Origin of the sequence: Microcoleus sp. T3_A4, from assembly GCF_036700465.1 — a bacterium.
GTDB lineage: Bacteria > Cyanobacteriota > Cyanobacteriia > Cyanobacteriales > Microcoleaceae > Microcoleus.
The window spans coordinates 71,423-90,761 of sequence record NZ_JAUBOY010000007.1 but is presented as its reverse complement, the minus strand read 5'-3'; the positions used below and the strand labels follow the sequence as shown (position 1 = coordinate 90,761).

Genomic DNA, 19,339 nt, shown 5'->3' with positions numbered 1-19,339 from the left:
ACTAAATTTTGTGGTGGGGTAGGCTTCTAGCCCGCCCCTGAAAGCCTGATTTACATCGCACAAAAATTTTCGACGCAGCGCACAAACATTTCTACACCCATCCCCAGCGCAGTTTCATCAAAATCAAAGCGCGGGTGATGGTGGGGGTAAGCCAAGTTTTTCTCAGGATTTGCTGAACCTAAAAAGAAATAGCAACCTGGCACTTCTTGCAAAAAGAACGACATATCCTCGCCGCCCATTGTTTGACATTCGGGAACGATTCCTGCAGGAGTTTCGACAACTGACTCTGCAACGCCGCGCACTAATTCAGCTATTCTCGAATCATTAATAACTGGCGGATAAAGCGAACAATAATCTAATTGGTAATTTGCCCCGTGACTCTGACAAATTCCGGCAATTAATTGCTCGATTCGCTTGGCAAAATAACCTTGATATGCTGGGTTGAAATAGCGCACCGTGCCACCGATTTGAGCGGTGTCTGCAATCACGTTGTGGGTGTGGCCTGCGTGGAAGTTGCCGACAGTTACTACCGCTGAGTCGATCGGGTCAATGTTCCGCGCGACGATTGCCTGCAAAGCGCTGACAATTTGGGCTGTAACTACGATCGAGTCCACAGTCTGATGTGGCATTGCGCCGTGTCCACCTTTGCCAAAAATCGTGCAGTCAAAAACTTCGACAGCCGCCATCAGCGCGCCGCTGCGGACGCCTACAGTGCCTAAAGGTAGATTGTTCCACAAATGCAAGCCGACGATCGCATCAACATCAGGATTCTTCAAAACTCCCGCTTCAATCATCGGTTTTGCGCCCCCTGGCCCTTCTTCAGCGGGCTGAAAGATAAATTTTACTTTACCCGAAAAGCTGTGTTTGTGCTTTGCGAGATAACAAACAGTACCGAGGGCGATCGCAGTGTGGCCGTCGTGACCGCAAGCGTGCATAATTCCATCATGCTGCGATCGATAATCCACCTCATTTTCCTCTTGAATCGGCAAAGCATCCATATCCGCCCGAATTGCCAAAACCCGCCCCGGTTTGCCACTGTCTATAGTTGCGACAATACCAGTTTTAGCAATATTAGTTTCATGATCTATTCCCCATTCCTGCAACTTTTGCGATACAAACTGCGCCGTTAAATTTTCATCAAAACTCAACTCCGGCTTTTGGTGCAAAAGGCGACGCCATTCGACTAGCTGAGGCTGCAAATTTCTAATCTCCAGCCGCAATTGAGATAAATCGACAGACGTTAAATTCGGTAAAGTAGAAACCATGTTTTATTCTCCTTTTTTTTGATGAGGTTTTAGATTTAATCAATTGATAAATGGTAATCACTAATTATAGCAACCATGAATAATTTGTGAAACTCTCTTTTCTCTTTCTCTGCGCTCTCTGCGCTCTCTGCGGTTAAAATAAAATCTTCTTCAATCCTATCCCAGTTGTGCAGGAGATTTTTTTTAAATGAACCACAGAGGCCGCAGACTACGCAGAGGAAGAGAAGAATGAGAAATAGAGGTGTTTAGAATAGGGTTATTTAGAAGTCTGAGCAACTAAATTAACCCCTGGCAGTAACTGCTCTAAATCTAAATCTGAAGCAACTTTAGCTAATTTAGCAAGGTCAGTCGGGTCATCTAAATGCGGCAAAATACCCAACACAGGTATTTGAGTCAGGGACTGGATCAAATCAGGGGGCGCTAAATCGGCAATTTCTTGTTCGGAATAAGCTTTAACGCAATTGAGCACAATTCCTCTCAGCTTAAAACCAGTGTGTCTGGCGAGAGCCACATTCGCCACAGCTTGCCCGATCGCCCCCAACCTCACAGGTACTACCAAAACCCCCCTCAGCCGCCAATCCCTGGCAAGATCTGCCACAGTCAGTTCCCGCGTTACAGGCGATCCCAGCCCTCCCAAAGCTTCCACCAACACAAAATCCTTGCGCTCAGAGAGGCTTTGCCACGCCGTCCAGACCTTTTCGAGTTCGATACGTCTCCCCTCCCGTTCCGCAGCAATTGGCGGTGCTAGAGGCGCATCAAAGTGCACCGGATTGAGTTCTTCGGGGGATTGGTCGAGGGAAAACAAACGGGTGTAGAGTTCGCGATCGCCCGTTCCCGTTTGCATGAGTTTCATAATTCCCAAACTACGATCGGGAAAATACATTTGCCAATAAGCAGCCAGAGCGCTGGTCAAAACAGTTTTGCCCGCGTCGGTATCAGTTCCAGTAATTAGCAGCGAGTTCATTGGCAAATAGCTAACAAGTAATTGGCATCAACCTCAGTCTAGGGGAATTTTGCCAGAAGTTTAGAGTTCTGGCGATGGTGCGGGTGTTGGTGCTGGTTCCGGTGACGGCGCGGGTTCCGGTTCCGGTTGCGGCGACGGTGCGGGTGTTGGGGCCGGTTCCGGTGTTGGTGCGGGAGTTGGAGCCGGTTGCGGCGACGGTGCGGGTGTTGGGGCCGGTTCCGGCGACGGTGCGGGTGTTGGTGCGGGTGTTGGTGCGGGTGTTGGGGACGGCGCGGGAGTTGGTTTGGGTGCGGGAGTTGGTGCGGGCGCCGGTTTGGGGGTCGGTTTGGGCGCTGGAGCCGGCGCTGGCGTCGGTTTTGGTGTCGGAGTTGGCGCTGGGCTTGGTTCTGGGCTTGGTTCCGGCAAAGGTTCTGGGTTCGGTTCCGGCAAAGGTTCTGGGTTCGGTTCCGGCAAAGGTTCTGGGCTTGGTTCCGGCAAAGGTTCTGGGCTTGGTTCTGGCAAAGGTTCTAGGGTTTGTTCCGGCAAAGGTTCTGGGGTTGGGGTTGGCAAAGGTTGCGGGGTTGGGGTTGGCAAAGGTAGCGGGTTTGGTATCGGAGTTAGTGTCGGCGTGGGATTTATGAGTGCTGGCGCTGTCGGAGTGGGTTTGGGGCGCGAATTGTTGAGAAATGAGCCGACTAAAGCCCAGGAACCGAAGCCCGTCAAGATTACTAAGCCCGCCAGCAGTCCGATCGCAGCAATGGGATTGTCCCAAAAAGTGTCGGCAGCAGGCTCAATTAACGGGTCTGGCTGGTTTTTTTGGGGGTGGGAACTCTGGGCGGCGGGCTCTGGCGGTCTGCCCACGGCCACCGTTGCTATTAGCGAAGGGTTTGTCGGCACAACTGCTGGCGGCGCGGGCGGTACAGTTGGCTGGCTAGGCTTAGGATTAGTTTGGGTGTCGAGTGCTTGGGCGACTTCACTGACAGATTGATATCGATCGCCCGGAGACCGGCTCAACATCCGATTCAGCACCAAAGCCAAACCCGTGCTCACTTGCACTTGCTGCTGCCAATTCCACTGCAGCGTTGTTTGATCGAGCAATTCCTGCGGTTCTTTGCCTGTCAGCAGGACGATCGCCGTTACGGCTAAAGCGTAGAGGTCGCTGCTGGCTGTTGCCCGCCCGCTTTGCAACTGTTCCATCGGCGCGTAGCCGATTTTACCGACAGTTGTCGCGTGGGCTGTTCCTTCGGGAGACTGGACTTTGGTGGCGAGTTCCTTCACCACTCCAAAGTCAATCAGCACAGGCATTTGGTCGTTTTCGCGCCGAATTATATTTTCTGGGGAGATGTCGCGGTGGATGATGCCGCGGGCGTGGATGTGAGCGAGTACCGGCAGCATTTGCCGGATAAATACCAAGACTTCGGCTTCAGTGAAGCTGCGACCCTTTGAAGTTCGATCGAGCATTAGTTCGCGGTAAGTCATTCCTTCCACGTAATCCTGCACTAAAAACAAACGCTGGTTCTCTTCAAATATTGCCCGAAACTGGGGAATTTGTGGGTGCCCAATTTGGTAAAGTATTGCCGCCTCTCTTTGAAACAATTCCTTCGATTTTTCCAAAACGTATGGCCCGCTTTGCACCGGAATCAATTCCTTCAGGGCGCAGCGTTCTTGAAACCGTCCCAAATCTTCTACTAAATAAGTCCGGCCAAATCCTCCTTGACCTAAAATATTCACCAAGCGGTAGCGGTTTTGTAGGAGAGTTCCAATAGCAATAGGTGGCTGCATAAGTTTAAGTAGAAACTGTTAAAAAATAGACGATCGCTCACAGACTTAGTAATGCTAGGTCTTTAATGCTCTTGAGCATACTTCACTATCTGTAGTCCCCAGTCCCGACCAAAGTTAGTATTTTACATTTTTTTGACATTCTTGGACGCCCGGATGGTCACAAACCGGGTTTTTTCACGAAAATACACAGGTTGCAACCCGCAGATCCGATCAAAAACCCGGTTTCTGCGTCAATATCTCAAGGGAGAAATGCACGATTTTTCGTAGAAACCGGGTTTTTTGACCTTAGCTCTAATAAATTGTCGCCCCTCGACCTCAGCCATACATCTCTATAAAGCTTGAGATGATTTATCGGAGATGTCTAATGCCAACTGTCTAATGCCAACTGTCAACTGACTACTGACTACTGACTACTGACTACTGACTACTGACTAAGCTTTGCTTTCACCATGTCTTGAATTCTGTTACCGTCTGCTTTGCCCTTAAGCTGCTGCATTGCCTTGCCCATCACCTTGCCCATATCTTTTGCAGAAGTAGCGCCAACCGAAGCAATCACTTCGTCAACGACTTGACTCACCTCTTCGTCTGACATCTGGGGTGGCAAATACTCTTCAACAATTGCTAACTCCGCCTCCTCTTGTGCCACTAAATCTTCGCGGCCACCTTTGCGGTATTGTTCGATCGAATCCCGGCGCTGTTTGGCTATTTGCATCAAAATTTCCATTTCTTGAGCTTCTGTCAGCGTCTCTTGGCCGGAGGGACGAAGGCTGACTTCTTTTTCGAGAATAAATTTCTTGATGCCGCGAACTGTTTCCAAGCGAACTTTGTCCTTGGACTTCATGGCTGCTTTGATTTCTTCGTCAATGCGTTCTCTTAAGCTCATCGATTTCTACCTTGCTTTGCCCGATATCAAAAATCTGGAGTATGCTCCGATTCTTAACTTTTTTTACAGTATTTTTCCAGTTTATTGCCTGTTGGTGGCTTTTTTATCGCATTGAACCCGGATGCCTTGGGCTTTCGACTGAATTTGGGGTGGCTGCACTTGCAGCCTCAGCCCCAAATTGACTCACGCCAGAATTTTTAGACGCAGGGACACAAGTGCGATCGTACTTCTGCCAGTACAGAGTTCGCTAGAACCCAGATTCCACACCCTGGGGGTGTCACACAGCATAATTACGCAGAAAACTCTATCTTTACAGTAATAAATTATGCCTTTAAAAAGTTTTTAATCCGTTAATGTACGGTATTCAAGTATAATTCATAGTTTTATTGGTGGATAAAAATAAGTAAAAACCGATTGTGACCGTTAAGGGAGCCGAATGTGGGGTAGAAACCCGATTTCTCGGACATATTTCTGCAAGTCCTATTCAATTCGCCTAACTTCACACTTGTGGCCGCCCCGAATGTTAAATCTCTTAAAAAATTGGCTGAATATTTCTAGTTTCAGATGGTAAGATAGCGATGGAATAAACGTCCTGCAAGAGGCCTGCTGTGATCCGTTCTGCTACTTTACCGCTTCCGCTTCCCGAGCCGCCGGTTTCCGCTCATGACCGTCTGCGGCTGTTCTCCGGTTCTGCTAATGTTCCCCTCGCCCAAGAGGTGGCTCGCTATCTGGGGATCGATTTGGGGCCGATGGTTCGCAAGCGGTTTGCTGATGGGGAACTCTACGTTCAAATTCAAGAATCGATTCGGGGTTGCGATGTTTACTTGATTCAGCCAACTTGCTGTCCGGTAAACGATCGCCTCATGGAATTGTTAATTATGATCGATGCTTGTCGCCGCGCTTCGGCCAGACAAATTACTGCCGTCATCCCCTATTACGGATATGCTAGGGCTGACCGCAAAACGGCCGGAAGAGAGTCGATTACTGCAAAATTAGTGGCTAATTTGATTACGGAAGCTGGGGCCGGTCGCATTTTGGCGATGGATTTGCACTCAGCTCAGATTCAAGGTTATTTTGACATTCCTTTCGATCACGTTTACGGTTCGCCGGTGCTTTTAGATTATCTGGCGAGCAAGCAATTGACGGATATTGTTGTGGTTTCGCCGGATGTTGGCGGAGTCGCTAGGGCGAGAGCTTTTGCCAAAAAGCTTGGTGATGCTCCCCTGGCAATTATTGACAAGCGCCGCCAAGCTCACAACGTGGCAGAAGTGATGAACCTTATCGGTGATGTCAGGGGCAAAACTGCTGTGTTGGTAGACGACATGATCGATACTGCGGGCACGATTTCTGAGGGCGCCCGATTGTTGCGCCGCGAGGGTGCGAGGCAGGTTTATGCTTGTGCTACTCATGCGGTGTTTTCGCCTCCGGCGATCGAGCGTTTGTCTAGCGGGGTTTTGGAAGAGGTAATTGTTACGAATACAATTCCTGTGCCTGAAGAGAACCGTTTTCAGCAGTTGACGGTGCTTTCGGTAGCCAATTTGCTCGGAGAAACTATTTGGCGGATTCACGAAGATAGTTCTGTTAGCAGTATGTTCCGCTAGAGGGCAAAGACAGTTTTTGAATTGTTTGTTTTAGGGTGCGTTAACCAGAGTGTAACGCACCGTTTTTTTTGTGAAGAGTGCGATCGTTTCCCGCAAGTAATCAGCCCAGTCTCATCTAACTTTTACTCTCAAGTCCCATCAAATTCTTGTGGAGTGGGCGTCGCGCCCGCCCGGAAAATACAATTTAGAGGTCGAACAGCTTATCAAGTTCCTCGGTAAAATAACGCTTATAACTTTGTAGGGAGGACTCAAGTCCTCATAAAATTCGCTCAGAGTTGAGTTTTCACTACGAACCAATGTGACGATCTGCGATCGATCGCACTTGGTACCACCGGAACAAGAGATGGTAAAATTCTATCTTGTTGTTGGAAGAGGGCGACTTTTTTATATTCTAGATAAGTCTCATCACCATAAGGAGCCAATAGGGAAAAATCATGAAACATTCACTTGTACGAACAGTGGCCGCACTGGCAGGTTCAGCAATTTTAACACTTGGGGCGATCGGTTCGGCTAAAGCATTTACTTTTGACGAAACCGACATTAACCAAGACCGAGTAATTGTCATCGCCCAACCCCGCCCTTTCGGCGGCTACCAATTGCTAATTCTAGAACAAGTCTCTGACACGCGAAAATGCTGGAGCGAAAGTGGTTCTAATCCCGTGAAAGTCGATCCCTTATTAGTTAGTTTTGATTTCACCGGTATTTGTGGTCGCGCAACAGACAGCAACGGCTTTTCAATTCGCATGGCAGGCACAGATTTAGCATTAAAATACACCCTAAGCTTGGAAATTGTTGATGGCAATGTTCTTCTAATGGGAACTCCGGTAGATTACCAAGGTAAATCGGTGATTATCGGTCGCACAAACGGCGATGTTAACGACTTCATGAAAATCACTCTCGATCCTGCTTGGCGATTGAGTAAAAGAGCTTATCAAGGCCGCACATTAGGTCACTTTTATTTCACTACCAATCAATCCGCACCGGAAGAAATTGGCAATACCGGAGGCAATACCGGAGGCAATACCGGAGGCAATACCGGAGGCAATACCGAAGCAATACCCCAGCCAATACCAATACCAATACCAATACCGCAGCCAATACCGCAGCCAATACCGCAGCCATCACCGCAGCCAATACCGCAGGAAATACCAATACCGCAGCCAATACCGCAGGAAATACCAATACCGTAGGCAATACTGGCTTTTCTACAACTCGGAGATAGCTACCGATGATATCTACGCTTCCGAAATTAAAGAAGCTGTGGGCTTTGGGTTTGTATCCCGGTTTTCTCAAAATAATACCTTTCGACTGCAACTTGCTGTTACCAGAGAGCAATTGGTATCTTTAGTATTGGAATCCTGGAAAGGAGTACAAGATGCTATATCACATTTCCTAGCAATGTTTCTATCCGTCCCTATAGCGATGTTGATATTTTCCGCTGGAGTGCCTGAAAAGTTCTATTTGCGCGAAAAAACAAGATAGTTAGCTACTATCAAGATGGAACTTTTAAACCTACGCAGTCCGTCACTCGCGCTGAATTGATGGCGATGCTCTGTCGAGCGGCGGAATTTGGTTTCTCTGCCCGGGGAATGAACCGGGATTTAATTGCTAAAAAACCGTCTAAAACTTTTTCATACACTCAGAATTATTGGGTTGCTTCTATTTTTACTCAAATGTTTTCTGATTGTTCTGTTGCTGCCGCTATTAACGAAATTGGCGATCGGTTTTCTCCGAATGATTCAGCAAAACCCAATTACGCGGAGGCCGCTACTTTGCGAATGCTGAAATGCGTTAAGGCTCAGTAGTAAAAAGTAGATACCCGACAACTTTTGCGAAGTCGGCTATCTGAGTATTTTGTTTTTTTTAGCTTGACATTTTACGCTACACCATAATCAGTATATGGCCGTTTGTATGGCGGTTGCAATCCCAAAATAATATCCTCTCTCGGTACTCCCATTGCAACTAATTCCTCCGCAGGATTTTCCTCGGTCAAATTTTGTTGGAGCCAGATTTTTCCATCTTTGATGTCAATGTGAATGAAGGTTTGATAAATCCGGGTTAAGTGTTCCCAGCCGACATTCATCCACTGATAATGATCTCGCTCTGTGTCTAAAATTAGTTGCACTTCGACTTCATGATCAGAAACATCTTCTTCGGCATAACGGGTGATTAATATCTGAACGTATTGACGATATTGAGCTAGTTTGTCCATTGTACAATTACTTCATTTGTTGGTTAATACTTATATGTTGTACTCTTGTTAATAACGGGCAAGATGCCCGTTTCACAATAAAATCAACTTTTGTGGAACGGGCATCTTGCCCGTTCCTAAACAAGTAATTGAGAAGGGTGCAAGATATCAGTTAATCTGGACTAAAGTCTTCAATACAAACCAGTTCGTAATCAGGAGTGTAGTGCTTATCATATCGTTTACTTGGGTTTCTTCTTAGATGGCTTTTTAGGAGTTTTCTGGACGGGGATTGTCTCTGATGCTTGCTGTGCGATGTCTGGGGTTACTTTACACAAGTCGTTCAAGAAAAGTTTTTGTTGCGATTCAAGTTCGTTTAGCAAGTTTGAAGCTGTTTCTAATATTTGTTTTCCCTGTCTGGCTTGAATAGTGGTTTTATTTTCTATCGCATCTAGCAACACAAAAATCGAGACTGTTTGCCAAATATCTAAATCGTCGCCGACGACATCGCAAGCAGAGACAATTTTGCCGTTTTGTGGGGCGTGAATTCCTAAGCCGGAATCTTGAATTAACGGCTGGATTTCTGCTAGACTTAAATTCGCAAGGTCGCTAATTTTATGTTCGAGCGAGACTAAATCGGCTAAATCTGGTAAGTTGACCGATTCTGCGGCTAAAGCATCGAATTTAAAGGTAAGAGTTTGATTCAGCGGATCGGAAATGGCGTAAATTGATTGAATTTGCGATCGACTAACTGCACCTTTCTCGAAAAAATCTCTGCCTTGCTGGGCGATCGCAATTTTTCCATTTTCAGCCACCTCCAAGCTTTCCAAACTAACCAGAGTCGCCGCCGTAGTCTTCACAAAAATCTCGTCCAACCCCAGCAAATCCGCCAATTCCTTCAAAGTTGGCGCAGGTTCAAACTCAACGCCCGCCCGCAAAATGAACTCTTCCAACACATTAAACTCGCGCGGTTCGCTAATCGCCACCTCCAGCGGAGTTTGCCGGATTGCAAAGCGGAATTGACGCGCCGCCAACACTGACAAACCCGGATTTTGTTGCTCAATCTGTTCGGCTAGCGAACTTAAATTCGAGTCTATTGGTTTAGTTGAGGACGCTAGAAACATCTACAAAACCTCCGCAGTGACGCACTGTTTTTGAAACTTCCTGATACATTTTTCCCACTGTACCTGTTTGTTGGGTAAATAAATCGTGGCACCCGACAACTACCAGCAATTCTTGAGCGCGGGAAAATGCCACATTCACCCGTTCCGGTTCCTTAGCAAATCCAATATCGCCCCTAACATTATTGCACACTGTGCTGACAATAATTACAGGCCTTTCCATGCCTTGAAATATGTCAACTGTACCAGTGCGGATGCTCAAAGCAGGGAATCTTTCGCCTTCGATTCTGTCTTTAATTGCATTTAATTGAGCAGCATAAAAAGTGATAATTCCGATTTCTTTTGGCGGTTCACCGTCAGCAACTTTGGACCGCCAAGCTATCTCCATTTGTTCGCACAAACGCTCGATCGCATCAATCTCCTTGACATTCAACCGCGAAGTACCCTGTTTTTCCTCTTCAAATCCTTGTCCAATGGGCGTTTTCACCCAGAGAATGTGATTATTTTCTTGAATGATTCTACCTGCGAGGTTGTGGGCGCGCTTGGTGTCAGCTTCCTGAATGCCACAGTTGAGTTTTTGCTGGTAAAACTGATTAATTGCGCCCATGATTTGTGGGTGCATTCGATACTGAGTTGTCAGCATTTTTTTGATGCTGTCGCTGGCATTTTCAAACAAAACTTTGAACAGCGATTCTTTGATAAAGCTAAGTTCGTCTCCGGTACAGCCGATGTCTTCGGCAATATCGTCGATCGTACTTTGATTAAACATCGGCGGCAATTGCCTGTGATCGCCCACTAATACTAACTTTCTGCCTTTCAAAGCGGGAATTAATAACTCTGGGGGAGTGCATTTGCTAACTTCGTCAATGATGACTGCATCAAAGCTGGGAAAGTTTTTAGTAAAATCGAAGCTAGCAGCCTGCACGCAAGTAATGCCGATAACGTTGGCATTGTCAATATAAATTTGCTTTAAATCGTTGCGGTCTTTTTCTGATGGATTGCGGAGTTTTTGAATCCAATCTGTCACAAAGTTTTGAGAGCGATTTAGTGCTGTTTCTTCTTGTTCTAATTTCCGTTCCCAAGTTTTGAATAAACGCTTAATTTTGTTTAAAAAAGCTACGGTGAATAATCCTGTATTCGGAACTTCTGGCTGATATTGAGGCGGGATAGTTTGCCATGCTGACTCCCACCACTTTCTCTCAACAAGTAATGCTGCTGTCGGTTGCTGCTGTTGCAGTTGAGCGGTAATTTCGCTCAATTCTGCTTGAAGTTCGGCGAGTTGCTGCTGCGAAGTTGCAGCCGCAATTTGCAGCGGGGATAAATCCTCGTCAAGAGTGTTTTTGATGGTTTCCAAAACCCCAAAAGGATCTAAGTCAGCAATGGATTTTTCAAGCTGAATCGTGCTTGCTTTCCAAGCCTCAACTTGCTTGACAAACTGCTGCGGTTGCTCCCAAATATTCGATTTTTGGGCGAGATATTGTTCGGATAAAATCCGCAATTTTGCAGGGACGTTTGGCTGTTGGACAATTGCTTGCAACAAATTAGTAACTTCGCTAATTTTTAAGTTTGCCTCTTGCTGCGCTGTTTCTACCTGAAGTTTAGCGGCGGATATTTGCTGCTGGTTTAAGGTTTGACCGATTTTATCTAATAATTGTTGCTGTTTGATAAGTTGCTGTTCGGTTTCGGTTTTCAGGGGAACCACGCACTGACGGGCATTTGCGAGGATACTGTGCAGCAATTCTTTGACTAGGCGATCGAAGGTAGCCTGGATATGATTTGGGTGCAATGATTCACTATAAAATTGTTGAATGCTGCCTAAGAAAGTGCGAGCTTTTTCGATGATAAATTTGCGCTGACTTTGGCTGACTTGGGAATAGCTGGCGAAGTCTTTGGCGAGTTGTTGCCACTGTGTACGATCGCCCGCAGAGAGCACGATCGGCGTTTGACTCAAATTTAAGTGCAGAAACTCGCTAAACCGGAACTGTTGCCCTTGTATGTCCTTAAAACCTGCGCTTTCTTCGTGGGATATCGCCTTTTGCAACCGATCCAAATCGGGCAAATTGATTTTGCATTTGGGCGGCACGATCGGCAATTTGAGCGATCGGGCAATTTTCAGCAATCCTGCCGGCAATTCTACCATATCATCCGTGAGCATTGCGCCCGTTTCCCAGCAAGTTTTCACGACTTCATAAAGTCCCGTATCTGCCGTCTCAATCCACTGTGCAACGGCGACGACAACGGCTGCAATTTCAGCTTTTCGCAGTTCCAAATTCTTGATTTTCTGTTCGAGATTGTGGCGGTGTGTCTGATTTTGCCGATCGCCCAATTCGAGTTGATTCAAAGCCTCAGACATCTGGCGGGAAACCCGCAACGACTCCGCAACCGCCGACATGGCGCGACAAACATCATCAGCGCGATCGAATGCTGTCTTAAATTCCGATATTTGCGCTGCTACATTTTCCTGCAGCCAAACCGCAATCCCAAACGCGCCGCAAGCAGGGCGATCGAAGCCTATTTGAGTAGCATAGCTGGCGGCAATGCGAACATTTGCCATAAAGTTTTCTACTAAAACATTGCCTTCCGAATATGGTTTTAGTCGGGGCATAAACTCGGCAACTTCTGGAGATTCCCAGTTGACATTCGGCGCATCCAGCAAATTTCCTAGCCCACTAACTAGAGATTCAATATCGCTTTTTTCGTTTAAAATCCGCTCATAATCTGCTGCTGGCTGGCTGCACTTTTCCTCAAGATTGGCTTTACTGTCGTGCAGATGTTTGAGTTCATTAAAAAAATCTCTCTCTGCGGCACAGTAGGCGGTAAATCGCTCGGATTCTGCGACCAACTGCCGCAAAGATTTGACGTTAGTCAGGCGCTGCGAGAGCTTTTCTTCGCAGTCTGTCGCCGTATTTTGCAGCCAAGTGCCGATCGCATTTTCCTCTAAAAACGGCTGCCCTTCTTCCTGCACCTTATGAGCTTTTCCCTTCCGCAAAGCCCGAATCGCCGGATTGTGCACTAACCGACTCAAAGCATTGTCTACAGCCAAATTTGCTTGCGAAGCAATGAGCGTTTTACCACCCTGACGGGCAATTTGATAGCAAATCTCCGCAATCACAGTCGTTTTGCCCGTTCCCGGCGGGCCTTGAATCAAAATTAAATCCCGCGCCGAAAGCACGGTTTCTACAGCGGCAAGTTGATCCTCATTAGCATTGCGATTTAATAAGTTTTCGCGATCCAATTTAATCAGTTTTTCGGGCATTCTCGCCTGAGAAGAGTCGAATAAAAACTCACTCAAATAGGGATTTTGAGCGCGACCATCTGTCAGCATTTTTAAAGCTTTTTTCTTGCGTTCGATCTGACTGATATCGCCCGCCGCCTCAAAATACAAGAATCCTTGTTTGGGCATTTGATATCTGCCACCCGCCATGCGAACTCCTAAATCAATATCTAACTTAATGCGTAATTTACCATGTTCAAAGTCAATTTCAGCGATGCTACCCAATGTCTCTCCATCGCGGCTGCTTCTGCTTCCGGGCGGCGAATCAAACAGGATAATCTCTTCATTTCTGGCTTTTTTTAGCCTGTCGCGAAAGTCGCCCAATTCTAAGGGATTTTCCTCGTAGCCGTCAAGAGTTGCGGAATTACGATCAATTTCAAAAGTGACTATTTTAAAGCCGGAACCGTAATTATGGCCGCGAAAAGGTACGCAAAATTGACGCGCTTCCGCGATGCGTTTTTCCACATTTAAAAAAGTGTGCCAAACTTTTAGTTGTTCGGTAGTTGGTATGTGTCTGTTGTCCCAAAATGGCATTTGTTGGACGCGGGCGATCGACTTTACAGGAATTGGCGACCGACTGTTAGCCAAAAGTCGCAACTGCACCGGCAAAGCATACCCATCTTTCCTTCCTCTGGGAACCGCCACCAAACCAGCATCCAGCAGTTTCAAACCGCCGATTCCGTCTTCACAGCGTACAGTTGCTAACAACCGCAAAGTGCGATCAGCTTTTTGCAACAATTGGGGTAATTCAAAATCATCTCCATCCGTAGCAAGCAGCAATTCCCAGATTTCTTCTTCCGAAAATCTCTCATTTACCTTTTGGCGACGCACGTAGAAAAGATTGTGGGATTTGCCAGCAATCTCCGACATCAGAATTTCCGCACGTTCTCTGCATTCCCAATCGCAATATTTCCCTAAAGCCGCTTCTCCTTCTATATCTCGAATAAACTTATTAATTGTGCGATCGCCACTAAATTTATATCCCCAATCTTCTGTTACTAAAGATGGCATATTTTGATGTTAGATTTTAGATTTTAGATTGGATTTAAGATTAGCACATCGGAACTTGTGCCGACAGAACAGCTACATCCCAAAAAAGATTAAGGTGTGCATTGCACACCCTAAGACCATCGCAAATTACCGTACAGGCGACGGGCGATATAATTAAACAGTTGAGAATCAAAAGGGCGAACGATGGGACTTGAACCCACGAATGGTGGTACCACAAACCACTGCCTTAACCACTTGGCTACGCTCGCCGTATCAGTTTTAACTATAGCATCAGATCTCAGCACAAGTCTAGGGGTAAGGCAAAAATATTTTGAAATATTTCTGAGCGTCCCTGAACCGGACAGATCCATTGTGCCTCAAGTTCCAAGCACAGTAAGACTATAGCACAATTTTCGCTCTTTGGAATCGGCCTGTGCGAGCCTCTTCGAGGGCTTCGCCAACGGCAATTATCTCGCCTCTAGCACTCATGCGGCGTGGGTTCGGCAGATCGGGCAGCGTCCCGATTCGATCCAGCGCATTAAAATAGCTTTATCAGCCCAGGCGCATCTACATTTTACAGTCCTGATTGATAAAACTCACCTCTGGCACCATTTTTAAGAACAGGCTTTCCGGCCTGTTCCACAAAGAATGAATTTCTTTTAGGGTGGGCTCTTCTAGCCCGCCCCTAAAAGCCTGATTGAGAATGGTGCAACATCTCAGATGAAATGCTTGTGGGGTGTCCCGCCCGCCCGAAAAATACAACGCCAGAAGCGGGACAGCTTATCCCACACAGCATGACTTATCCACCATCCCTTTTCTCTCTCTTCTCTTTTCCCTATTCCTTCGCGCCGCTTCGCGTCTTCGCGGTTCGTTTAAAAAAAAGTCTTGTCCGCAATCTAAAATCCCAAATCTAAAATCCCAAATCTAAAATCTAAAATCGATATGAGCTACTGTATCAACCCAGAATGTCAAAATCCTCAAAACTCCAACACCGCCAAATTTTGCTTAAACTGCGGCTTTAACCTGTTGCTGAGACAGCGATATCGCCCTATTCAACTCTTAGGTAGAGGCGGATTTGGTAAAACGTTCCTAGCAATTGATCAAGACATCCCCTCTGTACCCCGCTGTGCAGTCAAGCAATTTTATTTTTACGACCGCGACCCCGAAATTTTCAACAAAGCCGTTGAATTATTTCGCCAAGAAGCCGTCCGTTTAGACGAACTCGGAAAACACCCGCAAATCCCCACATTATTAGCCTGCTTTGAACAAGAAGGTCATATTTATTTAGTTCAAGAGTTTATAGATGGAGCGACTCTTAAACAAGAATTAGACAAGAGTGTCTACGATGAAAATCAAATTTGGCAAGTGCTGCAAGACTTATTGCCCGTGCTGCAATTTATCCACGACAAGCGCGTCATTCACCGCGACATCAAACCCGAAAATATTATCCGCCGACAGTCGGACAACAAACTCGTATTGATCGATTTCGGCATTGCAAAACTGCTGACTGATACAGCGATACTCCGTCCCGCAACGCTCATCGGCAGTCAAGATTATGTAGCTCCCGAACAAATGCGCGGCAAAGTATTTCCTGCTAGCGACCTTTACAGTTTAGGTGTTACTTGCATTCGCCTAATGACGCAAGTTCCTCCTTTGGATATGTACGACTGCAACAACGAGCGCTGGTGGTGGCGCGAGTTTCTCCCCAAAGCCACGAGTATTAGCGATGAGTTAGGCGAAATTTTAGATAAATTGTTGCAAACTCATCTCAATCAGCGGTACAGTTTTGCTGCGGAAGTTTTGGACGATATCCAAGCAGCTTTAGATATTCGCCATCAAAATTTGCTTTCGCCCGAAAAGCAGCTCATCGATCCTGCTCTTAATAATAGCGATAACTCAATCAATATCACCGCGCTACCAACTCCGGATTCTCCAATTTTACCGACCAATGCCGTCGCCAATTCCGCAGAAACTTTTTCCTTATCTGTTACTTCAAATATCGAACCAACCATAATTTCTGCACGGGGAGTTGATTATACCAAACTGCGTGATTTTTTGTCAAACAAAAAGTGGAAAGAAGCCGATCGCGAAACTTGGGGCTTGATGTGTCAATCTCTTTCCCAGCCACCGGGAACTCAGCTAGAAATTAGCCACATTTACCAGCTACCCTGCGAAGATTTGCAAACACTTGATCGCCTTTGGTTGCGCTACAGTCAAGGTCGGTTTGGCTTCAGCGTCCAAAAGCAGATTTATGAAAGCGTTAAGGGAGACTATATCAGATTTTGCGATCGGGTCAACTGGCAAACCTACAATTCTGCTACTACTTTAGGGCAGATTAAATTTAGTCAGCAAGCACCAATCGGACACCTCCCCTCTCGCAGTTGGGTTGGCGGCATTCAGTGGCTGCGGCATCTCGATGCCCTGTCAGCAAAATTAACCGAGTGCGACAATAATCCTGCTCCTAAATTGTAATTTTGTCTACCGACTCACTAAGTAAAATTTCATATTTAAACTCTACCTGAAAGCAGAGAAATTTGTCGAGCTAGATGTATCCATCGACCGAGGCTCGGTGCGATCGTTTGTCGCACAATGGATTCTGAAGGCGAACACAGATAAAGTCTGCAATCCTTCAGACTTTAACAACCGAACTAAAAAGAGGTACCGATCCATGTTTTTTCACAAAAAAGAATTAATGTCTGCGGTCAGAGTAGACGAAGCCAACCCCCGTTTTGCCCAATTACTGCTAGAACAGTTTGGCGGAGCAACAGGAGAACTCACAGCAGCTTTGCAATACTGGGTGCAGTCATTCCACTGTGAAAATGCAGGGATTAAGGATATGCTTCAAGATATTGCGCTCGAAGAATTCAGCCACTTAGAAATGGTGGGTAGACTAATCGAAATGCACACCAAAAATGTTGACCAAACAGAAGCTTATAAAAGCACCTTGTTTGCTGTGCGCGGTGTAGGCCCGCACTTGTTGGACAGCCAAGGTCAAGCTTGGACTGGTGCTTATGTCAACGAAGGTGGCGATGTGGTGCGCGATTTGCGTGCTAATATCGGTGCGGAAGCAGGAGCTCGCCAAACCTACGAAGAGTTGATTAAACTAGCACCGGATATGGGAACGAAAAAGACCCTGCAGTTTCTGCTGACTCGCGAAATTTCTCACACTGAAATGTTCATGAAAGCTCTGGAATCGCTGGGTAAACTCACCGATCCGATGTTCGGCAATATTCCGCCCGATTCCACTGTGGATCTCTACTTTAACTTGTCCACAAATGGCAAGGATGAACGCGGCCCTTGGAACTCAGAACCTACTTTCCAATACATTGCCGATCCCGCTCCTAAAGGTTAATTTGAGAGTTGTGTTACCTGCGTGGCGAGTTAAGATTTAAGCGCAGTGTTAAGTAATGTGTTAAGTAATTTTTAAGCCGCGCACCTTCTTTTGTAAGGTGCGCGGCTTAGAAGATTTAAGCCAGTATTAAGTAATTTTTAAGCCGGGTACCTTGGTTTAGTTGTTAGAGGTGCGTGACTCGCAAACTTCAGGTTGAGGGTTGAGTATTTTTCAAGTCACGCACCCAAGGGTGTTATAATTATTTGAAATTCGGCTCGAACATTAACATCAAATCCATATTGAAATTGCGATCATCGACCTATTTATTAGTTTCTCACGGCAGCCGTGACCCCAGACCGCAACTAGCTTTGGAAAACCTAGGTCAACTGCTGTCTCAAAATTGGGCTGACTCGTTCCCCGCAGTAGCAACCGCCACCTTAGAACTAGGGCCCGCACCGCTGCACGAACAAATTTGCAGTTTTGGCGAACGTACCCTGTCGCTGGGACTGACAGAATTGCAAATCCTGCCTGTATTTTTATTGCCGGGAGTTCACGTCGCCGAAGACATACCGGCAGAGGTGGAAATTGCCCAACAAACTTTTGGTGACAAGCTAAAAATTGCATTGCGCCCGCATTTAGGTTCCCAGGAAGCAGGCTTAACAAAATTGGTAAAAAGTCAGATGGAAGAGGTGACTTTTCTCCCCAATCTGCTATTGCCAAAATGGATTTTATTATCTCACGGCAGCCGTCGCCCCGGAGGTAACTCGACAGTTGAGGAAATCGCCAGTAAACTCGGTGTACAGACAGCTTATTGGTCGGTAAAGCCGAGTTTGGAAGAGCAAATTGAGAGTTTGGTTCGTGGTGGACAGCAGCAAATAGGAATTGTGCCATACTTCTTATTTAATGGAGGGATTACAGATGCGATCGCCAAAAATGTCGCACAGCTAAAGCAGCAATTTCCTGCGGCGGAACTTCATCTCGCAAATCCTCTAGGCGCCAGTGTACAATTAGCAGACTTAATTGGGAATTTAATTCAAAAATGAACCGCAGAGGCACAGAAGAGGTAAAGGAAGCAAGAAAAATGTCTTTAGGAAAAGTGTATTTAGTAGGTGCGGGGCCCGGAGATCCGGGTTTGATGACCTTGAAGGGAAAAGCTTTGTTAGAGTGCGCGGATGTGGTGATTTACGACGCTTTAGTCAGCCCTCAAATTTTGGCAGTAATCAACCCCCAAGCAGAACGAATTGATGCCGGAAAACGCAAAGGGCGTCACTCGTTAATGCAGGACGAAACCACTCAACTAATGATAGAAAAAGCTGGAGATAATGCGATCGTAGTTCGTCTCAAAGGCGGCGATCCGTTTATCTTCGGCCGCGGTGGCGAAGAAATGGAAGAGTTGGTAAAAGCTGGAGTGTCAGTAGAAGTAGTCCCCGGCGTAACTTCTGGGATTGCGGCCCCTGCTTATGCGGGAATTCCTTTAACACATCGATCGTACAGTTCCTCTGTCACCTTTGTCACCGGTCACGAATCAGCGGGAAAATATCGACCGGAAGTAAATTGGCAGGCGATCGCCCGTGGCTCCGAAACCATTGTAGTATACATGGGAATCCACAATTTGCCTTACATTATCGGCCAGTTAACAGATGCAGGATTGAGTGCAGAAACGCCCATAGCCTTAGTGCGCTGGGGAACGCGGCCGGAACAAGAAGAATTGATCGGGACTTTGGGTACAATTGTAGAGCAAGTTGAGGCGATCGGATTTGCAGCACCTGCGATCGCCGTAATCGGAAATGTCGTCAATTTGCATGAAACATTGTCTGGATGTCGGCCAGTTTCCCTGACTGTAGAATAAGCGCACCTTACTGCTAAATCTTCGTAGGGTGCGCACTGCGCACCTTACTGCTAAATCTTTTTTGGCGATTAGTTATGCTCGCCAACAACTAACAACCAACCACTAACTAATG

14 protein-coding genes, 1 tRNA gene and 1 pseudogene are annotated in these 19,339 nt (G+C 46.6%); 8 read left to right on the top strand and 8 right to left on the bottom strand.

Features of this window, described 5'->3' with window-relative positions; translation table 11 throughout:
* Positions 1-50: 50 nt before the first annotated feature.
* From QUA07_RS06070 to QUA07_RS06055, 4 genes are all read right to left on the bottom strand, one after another.
* A complete protein-coding gene (locus tag QUA07_RS06070) occupies positions 51-1,265 on the bottom strand; it encodes a M20 family metallopeptidase (protein ID WP_333323385.1) in 1,215 nt (404 codons plus the stop codon).
* Positions 1,266-1,521: 256 nt separating this feature from the next.
* Positions 1,522-2,229, bottom strand: coding sequence for a dethiobiotin synthase (gene bioD / locus QUA07_RS06065; protein WP_333323382.1), 708 nt, complete (start codon positions 2,227-2,229; stop codon positions 1,522-1,524).
* Between the two features lie 60 nt (positions 2,230-2,289).
* A complete protein-coding gene (locus QUA07_RS06060) occupies positions 2,290-3,990 on the bottom strand; it encodes a serine/threonine-protein kinase (protein WP_333323380.1) in 1,701 nt (566 codons plus the stop codon).
* Between the two features lie 424 nt (positions 3,991-4,414).
* Positions 4,415-4,873 (bottom strand): GatB/YqeY domain-containing protein, encoded by a 459-nt coding sequence (locus tag QUA07_RS06055; RefSeq protein ID WP_333282125.1) that lies wholly within the window; start codon positions 4,871-4,873, stop codon positions 4,415-4,417.
* 608 nt (positions 4,874-5,481) lie between these two features.
* Here QUA07_RS06055 and QUA07_RS06050 point away from each other — a divergent pair.
* The 4 genes and pseudogenes from QUA07_RS06050 to QUA07_RS06040 all read left to right on the top strand — a co-directional run bounded on the left by QUA07_RS06050 (position 5,482) and on the right by QUA07_RS06040 (position 8,279).
* Positions 5,482-6,474 carry a ribose-phosphate pyrophosphokinase gene (locus QUA07_RS06050; RefSeq protein ID WP_333084536.1) on the top strand — a complete coding sequence of 331 codons (993 nt, stop codon included), beginning with the start codon at positions 5,482-5,484 and terminating at the stop codon, positions 6,472-6,474.
* 434 nt (positions 6,475-6,908) lie between these two features.
* The gene (locus QUA07_RS06045) at positions 6,909-7,664 is read left to right on the top strand and encodes a DUF3747 domain-containing protein (RefSeq protein WP_333323378.1); all 756 of its coding nucleotides are present in this window, start codon (positions 6,909-6,911) and stop codon (positions 7,662-7,664) included.
* 285 nt (positions 7,665-7,949) lie between these two features.
* Positions 7,950-8,003: pseudogene (locus QUA07_RS30000) on the top strand (hypothetical protein); the annotation flags it as partial.
* Between the two features lie 12 nt (positions 8,004-8,015).
* Positions 8,016-8,279, top strand: a complete 264-nt coding sequence (locus tag QUA07_RS06040) for a hypothetical protein (RefSeq protein ID WP_333323376.1) — start codon at positions 8,016-8,018, stop codon at positions 8,277-8,279.
* Between the two features lie 71 nt (positions 8,280-8,350).
* On the opposite strand, the gene QUA07_RS06035 is transcribed toward QUA07_RS06040, so the two are convergent.
* The 4 genes from QUA07_RS06035 to QUA07_RS06020 form a co-directional block, all read right to left on the bottom strand.
* A complete protein-coding gene (locus tag QUA07_RS06035; protein ID WP_333323374.1) occupies positions 8,351-8,686 on the bottom strand; it encodes a XisI protein in 336 nt (111 codons plus the stop codon).
* 218 nt (positions 8,687-8,904) lie between these two features.
* Complete coding sequence (locus QUA07_RS06030; protein WP_333323372.1) at positions 8,905-9,786, bottom strand: hypothetical protein; 882 nt, start codon at positions 9,784-9,786, stop codon at positions 8,905-8,907.
* Complete coding sequence (locus tag QUA07_RS06025; protein WP_333323371.1) at positions 9,764-14,068, bottom strand: AAA domain-containing protein; 4,305 nt, start codon at positions 14,066-14,068, stop codon at positions 9,764-9,766. Before QUA07_RS06025 ends, QUA07_RS06030 begins: the two co-directional genes overlap by 23 nt.
* 175 nt (positions 14,069-14,243) lie before the next feature.
* A tRNA-His gene (locus tag QUA07_RS06020) sits at positions 14,244-14,316 on the bottom strand.
* A gap of 673 nt (positions 14,317-14,989) precedes the next feature.
* Between QUA07_RS06020 and QUA07_RS06015 the strand changes: the two genes are divergently transcribed.
* The 4 genes from QUA07_RS06015 (at position 14,990) to cobA (ending at position 19,227) form a co-directional block, all read left to right on the top strand.
* Positions 14,990-16,519 (top strand): serine/threonine-protein kinase, encoded by a 1,530-nt coding sequence (locus tag QUA07_RS06015; protein WP_333323369.1) that lies wholly within the window; start codon positions 14,990-14,992, stop codon positions 16,517-16,519.
* A 196-nt stretch (positions 16,520-16,715) separates the two neighbouring features.
* Positions 16,716-17,399, top strand: a complete 684-nt coding sequence (locus QUA07_RS06010) for a manganese catalase family protein (protein ID WP_333295397.1) — start codon at positions 16,716-16,718, stop codon at positions 17,397-17,399.
* Between the two features lie 278 nt (positions 17,400-17,677).
* Entirely contained in the window at positions 17,678-18,421 is a 744-nt protein-coding gene (locus QUA07_RS06005) for a sirohydrochlorin chelatase (RefSeq protein WP_333295398.1), read from the top strand.
* The gene (gene cobA, locus QUA07_RS06000) at positions 18,418-19,227 is read left to right on the top strand and encodes a uroporphyrinogen-III C-methyltransferase (RefSeq protein ID WP_333323366.1); all 810 of its coding nucleotides are present in this window, start codon (positions 18,418-18,420) and stop codon (positions 19,225-19,227) included. Before QUA07_RS06005 ends, cobA begins: the two co-directional genes overlap by 4 nt.
* Positions 19,228-19,339: the final 112 nt, after the last annotated feature.